The organism is Micromonospora sp. CPCC 205558, from assembly GCF_036902955.1.
Classification (GTDB): domain Bacteria; phylum Actinomycetota; class Actinomycetes; order Mycobacteriales; family Micromonosporaceae; genus Micromonospora.
Window position 1 is genome coordinate 1 of sequence record NZ_JBAKHR010000037.1, and the last position, 16,871, is coordinate 16,871.

Sequence of the window (16,871 nt, forward strand, 5' to 3'; positions counted from 1 at the left end):
CGGCGCGGGCGGACGGCGCGGGCGGCGCGGCGCGGGCGGCGCGGCGCGGGGGCACGGACGGCGCGGGGGTTAGGAGAGCTTGGAGCCGGTGACTGTGGGGTTGCGGGCGCCCAGGAAGAAGATGCCGGGGAAGCCGCGGGTTTCGAACTTGGCGCTGGGGTTGCGGCGCAGGGTCGAGTTTTCGATCTTCATGGTGCCGGTGCGGTTGTTACTCACGAAGAAGACCGCGCCGCCGCCCTCCTTGGCCTTGTTGTTCTCGATGATCGTGCCGGCGATCCGTACGGTGAACTCGTTGCCGTCGCAGTAGATCGCGCCGCCGCTGCCGCCGCCGGGCGTGCCGGACTTGGCCGGGTTGGCCCCGTTGCCGATCGCCTCGTTGTTCTTGAGCACGCTGTTCAGCACCACCCACGACACGCCGATGCTGCTCAGGGCACCCCCGTTGGAGCAGGAGCCGCCGTCGAAGGTGCTGCCCACGACGTACACCGGCTTGTTCTCGTACTGGCTCAGCACCCGGATGGCCGCGCCACCCAGGTCGGGGCCGGTGCGGTCACAGCGGTTGCGTACGAAGCGCGAGTTGACCACCTTCAGCCGCCCGCCGCGTACGAAGATCGCCCCACCGCCGCCGCCCTCGGCCTTCTGGCCGGTGGAGTTGCCGTCGGCGAAGGTCAGGTTCTGCACGGTGAGCTGCGGGTGATCCTGGTTCTGGCAGTGCGAGGTGGTGAAGCCCTGGGCCTGGTCGCAGGTGTTCATGTAGAGGATGCGGCGCTGCCCCTGGCCGCTCAACGTGACAGTGCCGCCGCCGTCCAGCACGATCTTCGGCCCGTTGGCGTTGCGGACCTTCGCGGTGGCGGCCATCTTGATGGTCACCGGGGCCGGTCCACAGTTGAACTTGATGACACCGCCGGCCGCGACGGCCTTCACCACCGCCGCCGAGGTGCAGCTCGTCGGGGTGCCGGTGCCGATGGTCCGGGTCGGCTTCGAGGTGTCCACCGCCCGTGCCTCGGCCGGCACGGTGGCCTTGCCGTTCGGGTTGCCGGCCGCGAGCACCTTGTTGGCGGGCTTCGGGCTCGCGCTGGCCCCCGGACCGTCGAGGCCGTCCCGAGCCCCTGGCGTTGCCCCCGGTGAGGCGGTCGGTGGCGGCGTCGGCGTGGGCGACGCGGTCGAGCCGGCCTCGAAGGTGGGGGCCGGGTCGTTGGGCGCGCAGGCGGGCAGGGTCGCGGTGGCGACACCGAGGACGAGGAGAGCGGCAAGCGATGTCATGCGCACCCAGTGATGCTAGGAGCCACGACGGCGCCGCGACGAATCCGCCGAGCCGGTTTAATGAACTGCTAAGACGCCATCCTGAGCAGGGCTCAGAAGTCGGCGAAGACGTACGGCACCCGGCGGGGGAAGAGGCCGCGCAGCTCGGTGGCGGCGTCCACCGGCACCTCACCCAGACCGCGCAGCGGCAGCTCGGCCGGGTCCAGCACCCCGTACGCGAGGGCGGAGAGCCCGGCGGCGGTGATCGTGGCGGTGGGCGCGCTGCCGGTGGTGTCGTCGACCAGCTCCAGCGCGCCGGTCGTGCCGTCGAACAGGTGGGTGCCGGCCAGCCAGCGGTCCCCGGTCAGGTCGATCCGTACCCGCCCCGGGCCGGCGGGCAGCCCGCGCAACGCGTCCAGCGAGAGCAGCCGGGCCATCGGCGCGGATGAACCCGGTACGGCCGTGTGGGCCTCGACGTGCACGTCCAGGTCGGTCAGCCACAACTCGGGCAACTCGTCGGGCGGAACCTGGACGGTGATCCGCTCGATCTGGTCGACGTGCCGGGCGAAGAACTGCAACAGCAGCGCCCGCGCGAGCGGATCATCGGCCAGCAGTTCGTTGCCGTGCAGCGTGCCGCCGTGCTCGTCGATCCGGTACGTCACCGCACCGGTGACCTCCCCGGCCACCCGGGCGGTGAGCAGCCAGTATTCGTCGCGGTCGCGCATTCCGACCGCCCGGTGGTCCGGGAAGATGGAGAAGCCGTGCCGTTCCCGCAGGTTGTGCTCGGTGAACGCCCGCCACGCCGGATAACCGGCGGCGATGCGTTCCCAGCCCACCTCGCCGGGCAGGTCCACCTTGAGCAGCGAGCCCAGGTTGGCCGGAGTGAAGGTGACCCGGCGTGGCTTGGGCAGGCCGATGTAGCCGAACCGGGCGTAGAAGCTGGGCCGGAACGGGTAGAGCGCGCTGAGCAGGTGCCCTTCGTCGCGCATCTCGTCGAGGAGTTGGTGCAGCAACGTCCGGACGTGCCCCTGCCGGCGGGCCAGCGGATGGGTCGCCACCCCGGCGACACCGGCCATCGGCAGCACCGCCCCACGCAGGTTCTGTCGCATCGGAATGGCCGAGACGGCGGCCAACGTGGTGCCGCCCTCCTCGGCGATCAGCGTCCGGTTGCCCTGGTTGTAGGGCAGGTAGTCGCGGAACTCCGCGGCCCGGGTAGCGCTGATCGGCGAGGATTCGAAGGCGTACGCGGCCAGCGGGAAGCTGGTGGTGAGACGGTCGTCGTCGGTCACCCGGCGGATGGTCATTCGCCCATCTCAACCCGTCGCGGATGTCGCAGCAACCGGATTGGCCGATCCGCCCACGGTGCGGCGGTCAGCCGACCGGCAGGTGCCGTAGGTGCCGGCGGCGGCGCAGGCGGATGCTGGCCACCGCGGCCACGCCCAGGGCCAGCAGGGCGGTGACGACGAGCCCGTGCAGCAGCCCACGGGAGAGGTAGCCCTGGTCGGTGTCGTCGACCGTCCAGGTGGCGATCTCGCGGCTCGACCAGAACGGCGTCAACTTCGCCCCGGACCCGGCCGGGTCGATCAGCATCTGCACCGTCACCACGGTGAGCAGCAGCAGCGTGCCCTCCAACTCGCGGGGCAGCAGCGCACCGATCAACATCCCGAACGGCGCCGCCACCGCGACGGAACAGAGCAGCGCCGCCGCCAGGCCGCCGTACCGCAGGTCGGCGCCGTCGACCATCGGGAGCAGGAAGAACGGCACGGAGATGACCAGCCCCACCACCCACAGGCCGAGCATCCGACCGAGGTAGAGGTGGTGTGGGCGGTAGCCGGCCAGCCGCAGCCTCGGCTCCAACTCGCGCGCGGCGGTCGTGGCGAACAGCGCGGCGGTGCTAACCGCCCAGCCCACGCCGAGCAGCAGCGAACGAACCGACTGCCCGAGGTAGGCGTCCCGCCGGATCAGGTAGAAGGTCAACGGCATCAACAACAACAGCAGGAGTACGCCCCGACGCCTCAGCAACTCCCGCAGGGTCATCTCGGCGACGGTGACGAGCCGGTTCACTGGCGACCTCCCTGGATGCCGGGCGCGTGCCACCCGGTCTCTCGTGCCGGGGTCAGGTCGAGCACGATGTCCACCCGGTCGAGTTGGTTGAGCAGGTGGGTCACCACGACGACGGCCGTGCCGGCGTCGCGCAACCTGCTGAGCTGGTCCCAGAAGTTGACGTACGTGCCCTGGTCGAAGCCCTGGTACGGCTCGTCGAGCAGCAGCACGTCGGGGGCGCTGAGCGTGGACATGGTCAGGTTGAGCTTCTGCCGGGTGCCGCCGGACAGGTGGCGGGCCTGCACGTCGCCGCCCGCCTCCCAACCGAGCTGACGGGCCGCCGCCCGACCGGCGCGGCGGGCCGGGCCCCGGGCCACGCCCTGACCGGCGCCGACCAGCACGAAGTGTTCGTCGGCGAACAGGAAGTCGGCGGTGCCGCCGGACTGCGGACAGTAGCCGAGCCGCCCGGAGACGGTCACCTCACCGGCGTCCGGTGACATCAGCCCGGCGCAGATCCGGAGGAAGGTGCTCTTGCCGCAGCCGTTCGCGCCGACGACGGCGGCGATCTGTCCGGCCCGGACGGTCAGCGTGGCGTCGTGCAGCACGGTTCGCCGTCCGTACTTCTTGGTGATGCCCGCCGCGTGTAGCCGGACCGGCCCGGGGCGCGGTCCGGGCGCGGTGCCGATGCTCTCCACGACCGCACCCGCGTACTGCTGGGGTGGACCGAAGACGACCCACGGGTCGCCGCCTCCCTCGCGCAGATGCGTGGCGGCCTCGGCGACCACGTGCCGGGCGGCGTCCGCCGCGACCCGGCGCTGGTGCAACTCGGCCGTGAGCGTACGCAGCCAGTCGTCGGCGTTCACCGGGTGGCCCCCTTCGTGACGATGTCGTTCACCGGCCGGACGAAGGTGAGCCAGGCGCTGCCGCCGGCGCGGAGCGCCGCGTACCCGTCGTCGGTGAGCCGGTAGTACTTGCGGGCCGGCCCGGCGCTGCCCTCCCGCCACTGCGCGGTCACCAGGCCGGTCTTCTGCAGGCGCAGCAGCACGGGATAGAGCGTGCCGCCCTGGATCGGCCCGACGCCCGCCGCGTCGAGCGCCTGGGCGAGCTGGTAGCCGTAGGACTCGCCTTCGGACAGCAGGGCCAGGACGCAGATGTCGAGCACCCCCCGCAGCCACTGCCCGCGCCGGTCGGAATCCACAGGTCGGACAGTAGCGACGCAAGCTAGATGGCACAACCACCTACTGCGGCGGCACACCCGAACCAGCCGGCTCGGGTGTGCCGCGAGTTGACGTCGTACGGGTCAGCGGGCGACGACGTCGGAGACCACGACGGTGACGTTGTCCGGTGCGCCGGCATGGTGGGCCAGCTTCACCAACTGCTCACCACACTGCTGACGGTCGGCGTACATGCCCAGGGCCGCCGCGATGGCCTCGTCCTCGACGTAGTCGGAGAGCCCGTCGCTGCACAGCAGCAGCCGGTCGCCGGGGACCACGGTGAGCACACCGACCGCGGGTGGGGTGTCGGCACCCTGCACGGCCCGGGTGACCAGGGACCGCTGCGGGTGGTGGCGGGCCTGCTCGGGAGAGAGGGTGCCCTGGTCGACGAGCGCCTGCACGAACGTGTCGTCCCGGGTGAGCTGGGTCAGCTCCCCGTCGCGCAGCAGGTAGCAGCGGGAGTCGCCCACCTGGGCCAGCACCAGCGTCTCCCCGGCCAACAGTGCAGCGGTGAGCGTCGTCCCCATGCCGTCCCGGCTCGGGTCGACGGTGATCGCGGCGTGGATGCGCTGGTTGGCGGTGCTGACCACCGCACGCAGCGCGTCGGCGGCACCGTCGGGGTCGGTGGGCGGAGCCAGCTCGTCCAGGATCCGGATCACGATCTCGCTCGCCACCTCGCCCGCAGGCAGCCCACCCATGCCGTCGGCGACGGCGATCAGGCGGTCACCGGCGAGGGCGGAGTCCTCGTTGTTGGTGCGCACCAAGCCGATGTCGTTGAGGATGACCGAGCGGAGGATCAGCGTCATGGGGTCAAGCTTGCCAAGAACAACCCGCATTCGTCTCTACGCCTCCTACCTCGGACGAGAAATGATTGCGATTTTCGTCGACGGACCCGACGGTCCGTGACGATCGGCCGGGTCTCAGCGGCGCGGATAGCGCAGCAGCAGGCTGGCGGCGGCCTCCTCGTCACCCACCGCCGCGTAGCTGTGCGGCACGTCCGACACCCAGCGGAGATGACCACCGGCCGGGGCGGTCAGCGGTGCGTCGGCCGGCCCGGCTCGCAGCACCCCGGCGAAGACGGTGACGTGCTCGGTGACCCCCGACGCATGAGCGGGGGAGAGCTGCACGACGCCGGGTGCGACCCGCATGCGGTACAGCTCGTAGGTCGCGTCGGTGTCGGTGAAGACCTCCAGCAGGGTGGCGGTGACCGCGGTGCCGTGCACGGTGGGTTCGGCCGTCGGTTCGGCCAGCAGGGCGGTGAACGGTACGCCGAGCTGCGCGGTGACCGCCCAGAGTGTCTCCAGGGTCGGATTGCGGGTGCCGTGCTCCAGACCGGAGAGGGTGGCCTTCCCGACACCGGCGAGTCGGGCGAGTGTGGACAGCGAGATCCCCTGTTCCTCGCGCAGGGCGCGGACCCGGCGTCCGACGACGGCGGGATCCACGTCGAGGCCCGGACGCGGGTCTGGTGGTGGGTGCGGCACCCGGCTATCGTGCTACACGCTTCCGTTCCGTAAACGGAACAGTCGGGAGGGTGGAGTGGCCGGACGCGTGCAACCGGTGCTGGCCGGGGTGGTGACCGCGCTGGTGGGTTTCGCCAGCTCGTTCACCGTCGTGCTGGCCGGGCTCCGAGCGGCTGGCGCGTCGGATGCGCAGGCCGCCTCCGGCCTGCTCGCTCTCTGCGTGGCGAGCGGGCTCGTCGCCGCCTGGCTGGGCTGGCGGTACCGGATACCGATGAGCGCCGCCTGGTCCACCCCGGGCGCGGCGCTGCTGGTGGCGACCGGCCCGCCGCCCGGCGGATGGCGGGTGGCGGTGGGTGCCTTCCTCGTCTCCGGTCTGCTGATCGTCGCGGCCGGGCTGTTTCCGCCACTGGGCCGGGCGGTGGCCGCCATCCCCAAGCCGGTGGCCGGCGCGATGCTCGCCGGGGTGCTGCTGCCGCTGTGCACAGCCCCGGTCCGCGCACTGGTCGAGCTGCCGATGGTGGCCGGGCCGGTGGTGGTCGGCTGGCTGCTGCTGCACCGGTTCGCCCGCCGCTGGGCGGTGCCCGGTGCGCTGGTGGTGGCGGTGGCGGCGATCGCACTGACCACACCGCCGGCCGGGCTGACCGGTGCCGCGCTGATCCCGTCGATCACGCTGACCGCGCCGGCCTGGAACGCGTCCGCCCTGGTCGGGTTGGCCCTGCCGCTGTTCCTGGTCACCATGGCCGCGCAGAACGTACCCGGCATGGCGGTGCTGGTCGGCTACGGCTACCGGCCGCCGTTCGGCGCCGCGCTGCGGACCACCGGCCTGGCCAGCTTGCTCGCCGCCCCGGCCGGCGGGCACGCGGTGAACCTCGCGGCGATCACCGCCGCGCTGGCCGCCGGCCCCGACGCGCACCCCGACCCGGAGCGCCGGTGGATCGCCTCGGTCACCGCCGGCGCTGGACTGGCCGTGCTCGGCCTGGGCGCCGGTGTGGCCACCACGCTGGTCGCGGTCGCCCCACCGATCCTCATCGAGGCGGTCGCCGGGCTGGCGCTACTGGGCGCACTCGCGACCGCGCTCGCCTCGGCGGTGACCGACCCGACGACCCGCGAGGCCGCCGTGGTCACCTTCGTGGTGACCGCGTCCGGGGTGACGCTGATCGGCGTGGGCGGCGCGTTCTGGGGCCTGGTCGCGGGCTGCCTGATGCTGCTGCTCTTCCACCGCCGCCAGCCCGCCGAGCCGGACCAGCCCGCCTCTGCCGGGAGGGCGTGGGGCTACTCCTCGGGCGGCAGGTCGGCCACCCCGACGGCCAGCAGGACCCGGCCGTCGGCCACCGATCCGATCCGGTCGGCCGGTACGTAGACCGCGCCGGTGCGGGTCAACTCGGTCGAAACCTTCAGGTAGCCGGTGTGCAGCAGTCGTGCCGCCAGATCGGCTGGCACGTCCGGTTCCTCGACCGCGGTCGCCTCGATCAGCTCGTCCAGGCTGCTGCCCGGGTCGGCGGTCGGTGTCTGGACGGTCACCGAGTTCGGGTCGCCCCGCTGGACGAGGTCCACGGTCCCGACCTCGGTGCCGGCTGAGTCGATCACCGGCATTCCGGTGGTGATCCGCGAGATGGTCGCCTGCTGGTCGTCCTGCTGATCCATCCCGCTGCGGTTCCCAGGGCGGTGCGCCGCTAAACGCCGCCGCGCACCCATCCGCCCGATGCTCAGCAACTACGGCAGCGACTTGGAGGGCGATGGGCCGGGAAGCGATGGGCCTGAAGAGCGTGATGACTCTGAGGCATCAATATGCCTCAGAGTCATCACCGTCGAAAGCAATACCGCCTCCACGGTCCGCGCAAGGTGGCCGGCGACGGGCCGCCACGCCAGCGGCACGCAGCCCATTCAGGTGTTCGGGAGGGTCCAGCCGCTCGGCGGGCGGGGAGACAGCTCCCGCCAGGTGTCCGGGCCGTCGAGCAGGGCCCGGACGGTGTCCTCAGCCTCGTCCGCACTGCCGTACTCGTAGAAACGGGAGATGCCCTCGGCGCCGCCGGCCCGCTGCTCGACGTGCCACCGGTCGGCGTCCACCCGGAGGAAGACGTCCCGCCGGGCCAGTCGTCCCCACTTCCCGTTCCACCAGTGCTTTCGCTGCTCCATGGCCGGACTCTATCGAACACACGTTCGAGAAGGTGCGGCCCCTGCGGGAATCCCACAGGGGCCGATGTGCATCCGTTCGGGTCAGCGCTGCGTCGGCGGCTCGGGACGGCGGCCCAGCACGTCGTCCAGCGCCCCGCGCTGCTGGCCCGGGGTGGTGTGCCCGGCGGAGACCAGCGCGTCGCGGATCTCGGTGAGCAGCTTGACCTCCTCGCTCGGCGCCGAGGGCGGCGGCTCCTCGCCCCGCTTGCGCCGCTCGGCCAGCCGGTTCATCGGGTAGACGACCAGGAAGTAGAGCGCCGCCGCGGTGAGCAGGAAGGTGATCACCGCGTTGACGAAGGCGATCCAGTCGAACGCGATGCCATGGAACTTCGGTGCCGTGCCGGCCAGGCCCTTGTCGCTGCCGGTGATGAGCAGCACGAAGACCCGGATCAGCGGGTCGAGGAACGACTTGGTGAGCTGGGTGACCACGCCCGTGAACGCGGCGCCGATGACGACACCGACCGCCAGGTCGACGACGTTGCCGCGCATGATGAAGTCTTTGAAGCCCTTGAGCATTCGTACTCCCGAGGTGTCCGCTTTTCTGTCGGGCACAACCTATGCCCGTACGGCGGGTTCCAGAAAAGCGCCGGCTTCGAGCGCCGCCCGGCCCGGATCGCCGGCCCGGATCGCCTCGACCAACCGGGTGTGGTCGACGTAACGCTCGGGGGTGAGCGCGTCGCCCATCGCCTGCGCGACGGTGCTGCGCAGGGCGGTGCCGACCGAGGCGTACAGCTCGGCGAGCATGGCGTTGTGCGCGGCGGCCACCACCGCCGTGTGCAGTGCCGCGTCGGCCTCGACGAACGTGTCGACCCGGCCGCCGTGCCAGGCGGCCTCGCGCCGGGCGAGCGCGCCGTCGAGCGCCGCCAGGTCCTCCGGTGTACGCCTCAGCGCGGCGAGTCGGGCGGCCTCCACCTCGAAGGCGCGGCGTACCTCGATGACCTCGGTCATCCGGTCGTCGCCGAGCCGGCGGGCGACAACCGGTGCCAACTCGTCGGTGGACACCACGTAGGTGCCGGAGCCCTGCCGGCACTCCAGCACCCCGGCGTGCACCAGGGCGCGGACCGCCTCGCGGACCGTGTTGCGCCCGACGCCAAGCGCGGCGACCAGTTGTGGCTCGGTGGGGATGCGCCCGCCGACGGGCCATTCGCCGCCGAGGATCCGGGCGCGGAGCTGCTCGGTGGTCTGCCGGACCCGATGACCGCGCGGTGGCACGGCCGGCTGGTCGCGGGACGGCGCCGGTGGCGCGGAGGGGAATTCAACCGACGGTGGCACTGGTTACATCACCGGTCCCAAATTCATCCCATGATTGTAGGTTAGCGGTCATGACCCCGCCACCAACCGCCGCTCCGGCGCTGCCCGCCCCCGCCACCGTCGACCCTCGCCCGAGGCGGGACCCCGGTGCGGGCCGGCGGACGCACCCGGCGACCGGTGGCGCGCTGGTGCTGGTCGGGATGCTGCTGGTCGCGCTCAACCTGCGGGCCGTGGTGACCAGCCTCGGCGCGCTGCTCGACGAGGTCCGCGACGGGCTCGGCCTCTCCGGCGTCACCGCCGGTCTGGTCACCACCCTGCCGACCATCGCGTTCGCCGGCCTCGGCGCGCTCACTCCGTGGCTGGTCCGCCGGGTGGCGCCGGCCCGGGTGCTGGTGGTCGCCATGCTCGCCCTCGCCGTCGGCCAGGTGCTCCGGGTCGCCACCGACTCGGCCTGGATCTTCGTGCTCACCAGCGCGCTGGCGCTGTCCGGCATCGCGGTCGCCAACATCCTGCTGCCGATGCTCGTCAAGCAGCACTTCCCGCACCGCACCGGCCTGGTCACCGGGGCGTACACGATGGCGTTGACAGTGGGCACGACGGTGGCCGCCGCCTCCGCGGTGCCGATCGCGCACGCCTTCGGGTCGTGGCGGGCCGGGCTCGGCGTCTGGGCCGCGATGGCCGCGGTGGCCGTACTCCCGTGGGTGCCGCTGGCGCTGCGGACCCGGGCCGCGGCGCGGCGGACGACCCCGACGGCGGCCGTCGCCACGCCGAGCCGGGTCCGGCCGGCGCGGACCCGACTCGGCTGGGCGATGGCCGTCTACTTCGGGGCACAGTCGCTCAGCGGGTACGCGATCATGGGCTGGCTGGCCCAACTGTTCCGCGATGCCGGCTACCAGCCGGAGTCGGCCGGGCTGCTGCTCGCCGGGGTGACAGCGCTCGGTGTGCCGATCGCGCTGCTGATGCCCACCCTGGCCGGTCGGCTGGGCACCCTGCGCCCGCTGGTGCTCGGGCTGACCACCGCGTCGACGCTGGCCTACCTGGGGTTGGCGCTCGCACCGCACGGCGCCGCGCTGCTCTGGGTCGCCCTGTTGGCGATCGGCCAGGGCGCGTTCCCGATGATCCTGACCGCCATCGGCCTACGCGCCCGCACCGCCGAGGGGACAGTCGCGATCTCCGCGTTCGCGCAGAGCACCGGGTACGTGATCGCCGCCCTCGGCCCGCTGATGGTCGGCATCCTCTACGAGGCCACCGGCGGCTGGACCGCGCCGATCGGGTTCCTGCTGGGCGCCCTCGCCGTGCAGACGACGGCGGGCATGGCGATCGCTCGTCCCCGTTACGTCGAGGACGAGTGACGAGCCGCAGCGGTCAGGAGGAAGCCGGCGTCGATTCGCCGGCGACTGCCTCATCCACCGTCGGGTAGGTGTGCAGCACCTCGACCAGCCCGCTCACCTCAAGGATGCGCAGCACACCCCGCTGCGGGGCGGCCAGCCGGACCACGCCGCCAGCCTCGTCGCAGCTGTTCTTGGCGCGGACGAAGACCGACAGGCCGGTCGAGTCGCAGAACGAGACGTCCGCCAGGTCGAACACCAGCCGGTTGCGGCCCTTGTCGAGCAGGTCGGTGATCTGGTCCTGCAGCTGCGGTGCGGTGGCCATGTCCAGCTCGCCCGCGACTGCCACGACGACCACGTCGCCGCGTTGTTCCGTGTGCACCGTCAACGACATTCGCCAGACCTCCTGTTATCGGGGGAACGGTATCCCACGACCAGGGTCGGACGCAGAACGGGAGCCGTTGTCCGGTGGCCATCATCATTCCGTTGCTACGCGGCAAGTAGTTGATCAGACCCCGGTGATAGAGTCCGCCCGGTCCAGGTCAAGGGGGTTCGAAATGGCGTTGAGCACCGAAGAAAGTGGTCGGCTCGCCGCGCTGCTCAGCGGGCAGGACGAACGGGTCACGACTCGGTGGACCGAGATCGTCACCAGTTCGTTGCGGGGCCGGCTGAGCCAGGCGGAGCTGCGCCGACAGGTCCAGGATCTACACAGTGCCATCGTCGCCACCGGCGAACAGGGCATCATCGACCTGTCCGCCGACAACGCCGCCGAACTGCGTGCCGCGCTCGCCGAGCTGTCCCGTGGCCGGGCCCGGCAGGGCTTCTCCGCCACCGAGACCACGGTCAGCGTCTTCGCGCTGAAGGACGTGCTGGCCGAGCTGCTGCAGGAGGCCGGCGGCCCGAACGCGCTGCACGACTACGTCGCCTTCTCGAAGTTGGTCGACGAGATGGGCCTGTTCACCTTCGAGAGCTTCGTCCGCACCCGGGAGAGCCTGATCGCCGACCAGGCCGAGCAACTGCTCGAACTCTCCACGCCGGTGGTCAAGCTCTGGGAGGGCGTCGTCGCCGTGCCGCTGGTCGGCACCCTGGACTCGGCCCGGGCCCAGGTCGTCATGGAGCGACTGCTGCAGACCCTGGTCGACACCAGCTCGCCGTACGCGATCATCGACATCACCGGCGTACCGGCGGTGGACACCCAGGTCGCCCAGCACATCCTGAAGACCGTGGTCGCCGCCCGGCTGATGGGCGCCGACTGCATCATCTCCGGCATCCGCCCGCAGATCGCGCAGACCATCGTGGCGCTCGGCATCGAGTTCGGCGACATCGCCACCAAGGCGAGCCTCGCCGACGCGCTGCGCCACGTGCTGCGGCTCAACGGGGTGGAGACCGCCCGCCGCCTGCCGCGCAGGAACGCCTGATGGAACGGGTGCCGATCCTCAAGATCGGGGACATCCTGCTCGTCTCCATCCAGCTCGACATGTCCGACCAGACGGCGGTCCAGCTCCAGGAGGACCTCGCCGAGCGGATCGTCGACACCGGCTGTCACGGCGTCATCATCGACATCACCGCGCTGGACATCGTCGACTCCTTCGTCGGGCGGATGCTCTCCACCATCGCGTCGATCTCCAAGGTGCTCGACGCGGAGACGGTGGTGGTCGGGATGCGTCCGGCCGTCGCCATCACCCTTGTCGAACTGGGGCTGTCGCTGAACGGCATCCGTACCGCGCTGAACGTCGAGCGCGGCATGGAGCTGATCGCGGCGGCCCACGCCGACGAGCTCGACCACCAGCTCGACGACGATCCGGACGCCGAGACGGCCACGCCGTGACCGCGGGCATCGACCTGGGCCAACCACAGGCGCAGTCGGTCCGCAGCGATGAGGACGTGGTGCGCGTCCGGCAACTCGTCCGGGCCGTGGCGGTGGCCACCAAGTTGTCCCTCGTCGACCAGACCAAGCTGGTCACCGCGGCGAGCGAGTTGGCCCGCAACACCCTGGTGTACGGCGGCGGCGGTTCGGTCGAGGTGACGGTCGTGGACAACGGCCGACGCAAGGGCGTGCAGATCGTGTTCGACGACTCCGGGCCGGGCATCGCCGACCTCGACCTGGCCATGACCGACGGCTACACCAGCGGCGGTGGCCTCGGCCTCGGCCTCAGCGGGTCGCGCCGCCTGGTCGACGAGTTCCAGATCGAGACATCAGCGGAGACGGGCACGCGAATCACGGTCACCAAGTGGTCCAGGTGAACGCCGACGCGGTCACTGACAGTGGCATCTGGTTCCGGGTGGACGCCAGCAGCGCGGCGAGCGCTGTCCGGCGTGCCGCCGAGCGCCTTGGCGCGCAGGTGGAGATGGGTGCGGCGCGCATCGCCGACCTGGCCATCGTCGCGGCCGAGCTGACCAGCAACCTGGTCAAGCACGCCGACGAGGGTGTCCTGCTGCTCCGGCCGGTACGCCGAGCCGGGCAGGCCGGGGTGGAGCTGGTGGCCATCGACTCCGGGCCCGGCATGGCCGACCTGACCGTCTCGTCCCGGGACGGGCACTCCACCACCGGCACCCTCGGCATCGGTCTGGGGGCGATCGTCCGGCAGGCGAGCTGGTTCGACGGATACTCGCTGCCCGGGCGGGGCACCGTCCTCGCCGTGCAGGTCTGGCCGGCCGAGCCGGCCCGGCCGTCCTGGGCCGGAGCCCTCAGCAGGCCGATCACCGGCGAGACGATCAGCGGCGACGGCTACGCCGTCCGGGTCGTCGACGGGCGGCACCAGGTGCTGGTCAGCGACGGGCTGGGGCACGGCCCGCTGGCCGGTGCCGCCACCGATGCGGCGCTGGCCGCGTTCCGCGACGCCCCCGCCGGCCCGCCGGCGGTGGTGGTCGGTCACCTGCACCGGGGCATGTCGCACACCCGGGGCGCCGCGCTCGCCGTCGGCGAGCTGAGGCCGGAGTCCGGTGTGCTGCACTACGCCGGCCTGGGCAACATCTCCGGCGTGATCGTCGAGGGTGACGGCCAGCGCCGAGGTCTGGTGTCGCTGCCCGGCATCGCCGGCCACCAACGGCCGACCATCCGGGAGTACGACTACCCGTTCGGTCCCGGCGCCCGGCTGGTGATGCACAGTGACGGGGTGGTCGACCGGTGGCGGATGGCCGACTACCCGGACCTGGCGGAGAGATCCCCGTTGGTCATGGCGGCGACCCTGTTACGGGACGCCGGGGTACGACGCGACGACGCCTGCGTACTGGTCGCGAGGTCGTGGGCATGACCGAGGAGTCAGCCGCGCTGCCGCTGCTCCAGATGGCGCTGCGGGTCGAGCAGGACATCTTCGTGATCCGCCAGCGGGGCCGCGAGGTGGCCGTGGTGGTCGGCCTGGAACACCAGGACCAGGTCCGGATCGCCACCGCGCTCAGCGAGGTCGCCCGGGACCTGCTGCGGACGACCGCGGGAGCGGACGTCTCCTTCCACGTCGACGCGGGTGCCGACGGCCGGTTCCACCTGCGCGCCGACCTGGCCCCGGTGTCCCCGCTCCCGGACGGCCGCTACCAGCCGCAGTCCGGCGCGGTGTCTCGACTGGTTGACACACTGAGCGTGTCGACCGTCGAGGGGGTTACGGTCGTGAGGATGTCCCGACGACTCCCGGCCAATGCGCCGATGCCGACCCCGGAGCGGCTCGCCGAGTTTCGCACCGAACTCGGGCGCACCGCGCCGGCCAGCGCGCTGGACGAGCTCACCACCCAGAATGGTCAGCTCATCGCCGCGCTCGACGAGGTGCGCAGTCAGCGCGACGAGCTGGCCGTGCTGAACGAGGAACTGGCCGAGACGAACCGGGGTGTGCTGGCGCTCTACAACCAGCTCACCGAGGAGCTGGAGGAGACCAACCGCGGCGTCGTCGCCCTCTACGCCGAGCTGGACGAGAAGTCGGCCCAGCTCCGCGCGGCGAGTGAGTCGAAGAGCCGGTTCCTGGCCAACGTGAGCCACGAGCTGCGCGCCCCGGTCACCGCGATAATCGGCCTGGGGCGGCTGCTCACCGACTCCGCCTCCGACCCGCTCACCGACGAGCAGGGCCGCCAGGTCGATCTGATCCGCTCGTCAGCGGCGGATCTGCTCAACCTGGTCAACGAACTCCTCGACCTGGCCAAGGCGGAATCCGGCCGGATCGAGCTGGACCTGACCGACGTCGACCTGCGCCCGGTCTTCGGGCAACTGCGCGGCACCCTGCGCGCCCTGGCCACCCGCCCGGACGTGGAACTGGTCGTGGAGGAGCCGAGCGGGCCGGCCCTGCTGCGCACCGACGAGGTGCTGCTCGGCCAGGTGCTGCGCAACCTGCTGCACAACGGGTTGAAGTTCACCGAGCGCGGCGAGGTGCGACTGCGGGCCAGCCAGCACGGCGACCGCTGGCAGTTCGAGGTCACCGACACCGGGCCCGGTATCGCTCCCGAGCTGCATGACCGGATCTTCGAGGAGTTCTACCAGGTGCCCGGAGCCACCCGGGTCGGCGGCACCGGCCTCGGCCTGCCGTACGCCCGGCGGTTGGTGACGCTGCTGGGCGGAACGCTGGAGCTGGCCAGCGCGCCGGGCGAAGGCAGCACGTTCACCGTCTCCCTCCCCACAGGCAGGGCGTGACGGCGTGGACGGCGTGCCGACAACCATCCTGGTGGTCGACGACAGTCGTACCAAGCGTTACCTGCTGGTCAGCTGGCTGACCCGGGCCGGGTTCACCGTGCTGGAGGCCGAGAACGGCGCCGACGCGTTGGCCCGGGTCGAGGTGGACCGGATCGACCTGGTGGTTCTCGACGTCCGGTTGCCCGACGTGAGCGGCTACGAGGTCTGCGAACAGATCAAGGCGCGGCATCCGGCGATGCCGGTGATCCACGTCTCGGCGCACGCGGTGGACGTGGCCGACCGCGCCCAGGGGCTGACCCGGGGCGCTGACGCGTACCTGACCGAGCCGATCGAGCCCGAGGAGCTGATCGCCACTACCCGGGCGGTGCTGCGCTACTACCAGGCCCGGCAGCGGGCCGAACTGCTCGCCGAACGGTTGCTCGGGTTGGCCGACACGACCGTCGCCGTGCACGCCGCGCCGACCTTCGCGCGCCTGCTGGAGGCCGCCGCCGAGGGTGCCGCCCAGATCTTCAAGAGCCCGGCGGCGGTGATCGCCGAAACCTTCGACGGTGACTGCATCGCCGGTGTCTGCGCCGGCCCCGGCGAGGCTGCCACTGTCGTGCCGTGGGTCGTCGACGACACCGGGGTGCCGACCGGCGCCACGGTCCGGGTGGAGGCCCCGGCGACGTGGGCGCTTGTCGACTGGCCGGCGGACGACACGGTGACCGTCGCCGCCGCCAAGCTCCGCGAGGACCGTGCCCCGCTGTACGTGGTGGTCCCGACCGCCACCCAGACCGCGCGGACCCCGGTGCTGGTGCAGTTGGCCCAGGCGGTGGCGGCGGCAGTGGAGGCGCAGCGCTCGTTCGACGAGGAGCACCGGATCGCCGTCACCCTGCAACGCAGCCTGCTCCCGCGTGGGCTGCCCACCGTGGCCGGGCTGGACCTCGCGGTGCGCTACGAGCCGGCCAGCGCGCAGACCGAGGTGGGCGGCGACTTCTACGAGCTGGTGATGCTCGACGGGCACCTGCTGCTGGCGATCGGGGACGTCGCCGGCCACTCGCTGCACGCGGCGACGGTGATGGCCGAGCTGCGGCACGCGGTGCGGGCGTACGCGGTCGAGGGCCACCAGCCCGGCGAGATCCTGCACCGGGTCAACGAGCTGATGCGGACACTGTTGCCGAACGAGTTGGCGACGCTCTGCGTCCTGCTGCTGCACCCGCCCACCGGACGGGTCCGGCTGGCCAGTGCCGGGCACCTTCCGCCGCTGATGGTCATGGACGGCAAGGTCGAGTTCGTGCAGCACTCGGCACCGCTGCTCGGCGTTCGCGCCCCCCGCCCGGCCGACCTGGAGTTCGTGGTGCCGGCCGGTGCCACGCTGGTCTTCTACACCGACGGGCTGATCGAGCGACGGGACGCCACCATCGACGAGGGGCTGGCCGCGTTGGCCGCGGTCGCCGCGACGGTCGACGGTGACCTGGACCAGTTCTGCGCCCGACTGCTGGTGGAGTTGGCCCCACCGGAGATCCAGGACGACGTGGCCGTGGTCGTCCTGCGTCGCCGCTGATTTGTC

General features: G+C 71.9%; 20 protein-coding genes. 8 read left to right on the forward strand and 12 right to left on the reverse strand.

The window, feature by feature from the left end:
* Positions 1–69: 69 nt before the first annotated feature.
* The 7 genes from V6U86_RS29350 to V6U86_RS29380 form a co-directional block, all read right to left on the reverse strand.
* Positions 70–1,260, reverse strand: coding sequence for a hypothetical protein (locus V6U86_RS29350; RefSeq protein WP_334509052.1), 1,191 nt, complete (start codon positions 1,258–1,260; stop codon positions 70–72).
* Positions 1,261–1,352: 92 nt separating this feature from the next.
* The gene (locus V6U86_RS29355; RefSeq protein WP_334508933.1) at positions 1,353–2,528 is read right to left on the reverse strand and encodes a GNAT family N-acetyltransferase; all 1,176 of its coding nucleotides are present in this window, start codon (positions 2,526–2,528) and stop codon (positions 1,353–1,355) included.
* Between the two features lie 82 nt (positions 2,529–2,610).
* Complete coding sequence (locus V6U86_RS29360; protein ID WP_334508935.1) at positions 2,611–3,303, reverse strand: hypothetical protein; 693 nt, start codon at positions 3,301–3,303, stop codon at positions 2,611–2,613.
* Positions 3,300–4,145, reverse strand: coding sequence for an ATP-binding cassette domain-containing protein (locus tag V6U86_RS29365; RefSeq protein WP_334508936.1), 846 nt, complete (start codon positions 4,143–4,145; stop codon positions 3,300–3,302). The genes V6U86_RS29360 and V6U86_RS29365 overlap by 4 nt, the downstream gene beginning before the upstream one ends.
* A complete protein-coding gene (locus V6U86_RS29370) occupies positions 4,142–4,480 on the reverse strand; it encodes a PadR family transcriptional regulator (RefSeq protein WP_334508938.1) in 339 nt (112 codons plus the stop codon). The genes V6U86_RS29365 and V6U86_RS29370 overlap by 4 nt, the downstream gene beginning before the upstream one ends.
* Before the next feature lie 102 nt (positions 4,481–4,582).
* Positions 4,583–5,302, reverse strand: coding sequence for a PP2C family protein-serine/threonine phosphatase (locus V6U86_RS29375; RefSeq protein WP_124770664.1), 720 nt, complete (start codon positions 5,300–5,302; stop codon positions 4,583–4,585).
* Between the two features lie 114 nt (positions 5,303–5,416).
* Positions 5,417–5,977 (reverse strand): helix-turn-helix domain-containing protein, encoded by a 561-nt coding sequence (locus V6U86_RS29380; RefSeq protein ID WP_334508941.1) that lies wholly within the window; start codon positions 5,975–5,977, stop codon positions 5,417–5,419.
* A 55-nt stretch (positions 5,978–6,032) separates the two neighbouring features.
* On the opposite strand from V6U86_RS29380, the gene V6U86_RS29385 reads away from it, so the two are divergent.
* On the forward strand, positions 6,033–7,316 hold the full coding sequence (locus V6U86_RS29385) for a benzoate/H(+) symporter BenE family transporter (protein ID WP_334508943.1): 1,284 nt from the start codon (positions 6,033–6,035) through the stop codon (positions 7,314–7,316).
* On the opposite strand, the gene V6U86_RS29390 is transcribed toward V6U86_RS29385, so the two are convergent.
* The 4 genes from V6U86_RS29390 to V6U86_RS29405 form a co-directional block, all read right to left on the reverse strand.
* Entirely contained in the window at positions 7,229–7,600 is a 372-nt protein-coding gene (locus V6U86_RS29390; protein WP_334508945.1) for a hypothetical protein, read from the reverse strand. The genes V6U86_RS29385 and V6U86_RS29390 overlap by 88 nt on opposite strands.
* Positions 7,601–7,840: 240 nt before the next feature.
* The gene (locus V6U86_RS29395; protein WP_334508948.1) at positions 7,841–8,092 is read right to left on the reverse strand and encodes a hypothetical protein; all 252 of its coding nucleotides are present in this window, start codon (positions 8,090–8,092) and stop codon (positions 7,841–7,843) included.
* A gap of 81 nt (positions 8,093–8,173) precedes the next feature.
* Positions 8,174–8,647 (reverse strand): large conductance mechanosensitive channel protein MscL, encoded by a 474-nt coding sequence (gene mscL / locus V6U86_RS29400; RefSeq protein WP_334509054.1) that lies wholly within the window; start codon positions 8,645–8,647, stop codon positions 8,174–8,176.
* A gap of 39 nt (positions 8,648–8,686) precedes the next feature.
* Positions 8,687–9,403, reverse strand: coding sequence for a FadR/GntR family transcriptional regulator (locus tag V6U86_RS29405; protein ID WP_442935028.1), 717 nt, complete (start codon positions 9,401–9,403; stop codon positions 8,687–8,689).
* A gap of 179 nt (positions 9,404–9,582) precedes the next feature.
* Here V6U86_RS29405 and V6U86_RS29410 point away from each other — a divergent pair, with 179 nt between their 5' ends.
* Positions 9,583–10,734, forward strand: coding sequence for an MFS transporter (locus V6U86_RS29410; protein ID WP_334509057.1), 1,152 nt, complete (start codon positions 9,583–9,585; stop codon positions 10,732–10,734).
* 13 nt (positions 10,735–10,747) lie between these two features.
* On the opposite strand, the gene V6U86_RS29415 is transcribed toward V6U86_RS29410, so the two are convergent.
* Positions 10,748–11,104: an STAS domain-containing protein gene (locus V6U86_RS29415; RefSeq protein ID WP_091395791.1), complete on the reverse strand. Its 357-nt coding sequence runs from the start codon at positions 11,102–11,104 to the stop codon at positions 10,748–10,750.
* A 163-nt stretch (positions 11,105–11,267) separates the two neighbouring features.
* Here V6U86_RS29415 and V6U86_RS29420 point away from each other — a divergent pair, with 163 nt between their 5' ends.
* The 6 genes from V6U86_RS29420 to V6U86_RS29445 are packed head-to-tail and all read left to right on the forward strand — an operon-like array spanning position 11,268 to position 16,865.
* Positions 11,268–12,128 carry an STAS domain-containing protein gene (locus tag V6U86_RS29420; protein ID WP_334508953.1) on the forward strand — a complete coding sequence of 287 codons (861 nt, stop codon included), beginning with the start codon at positions 11,268–11,270 and terminating at the stop codon, positions 12,126–12,128.
* Positions 12,128–12,538, forward strand: a complete 411-nt coding sequence (locus V6U86_RS29425) for an STAS domain-containing protein (protein ID WP_334508955.1) — start codon at positions 12,128–12,130, stop codon at positions 12,536–12,538. The genes V6U86_RS29420 and V6U86_RS29425 overlap by 1 nt, the downstream gene beginning before the upstream one ends.
* The gene (locus tag V6U86_RS29430; protein WP_334508957.1) at positions 12,535–12,954 is read left to right on the forward strand and encodes an anti-sigma regulatory factor; all 420 of its coding nucleotides are present in this window, start codon (positions 12,535–12,537) and stop codon (positions 12,952–12,954) included. Before V6U86_RS29425 ends, V6U86_RS29430 begins: the two co-directional genes overlap by 4 nt.
* Positions 12,951–13,964, forward strand: coding sequence for a SpoIIE family protein phosphatase (locus V6U86_RS29435; RefSeq protein WP_334509059.1), 1,014 nt, complete (start codon positions 12,951–12,953; stop codon positions 13,962–13,964). Before V6U86_RS29430 ends, V6U86_RS29435 begins: the two co-directional genes overlap by 4 nt.
* Positions 13,961–15,322, forward strand: a complete 1,362-nt coding sequence (locus V6U86_RS29440) for a sensor histidine kinase (protein WP_334508959.1) — start codon at positions 13,961–13,963, stop codon at positions 15,320–15,322. The genes V6U86_RS29435 and V6U86_RS29440 overlap by 4 nt, the downstream gene beginning before the upstream one ends.
* 4 nt (positions 15,323–15,326) lie before the next feature.
* A complete protein-coding gene (locus tag V6U86_RS29445; RefSeq protein WP_334508961.1) occupies positions 15,327–16,865 on the forward strand; it encodes a SpoIIE family protein phosphatase in 1,539 nt (512 codons plus the stop codon).
* The last annotated feature ends 6 nt before the right edge of the window (positions 16,866–16,871 follow it).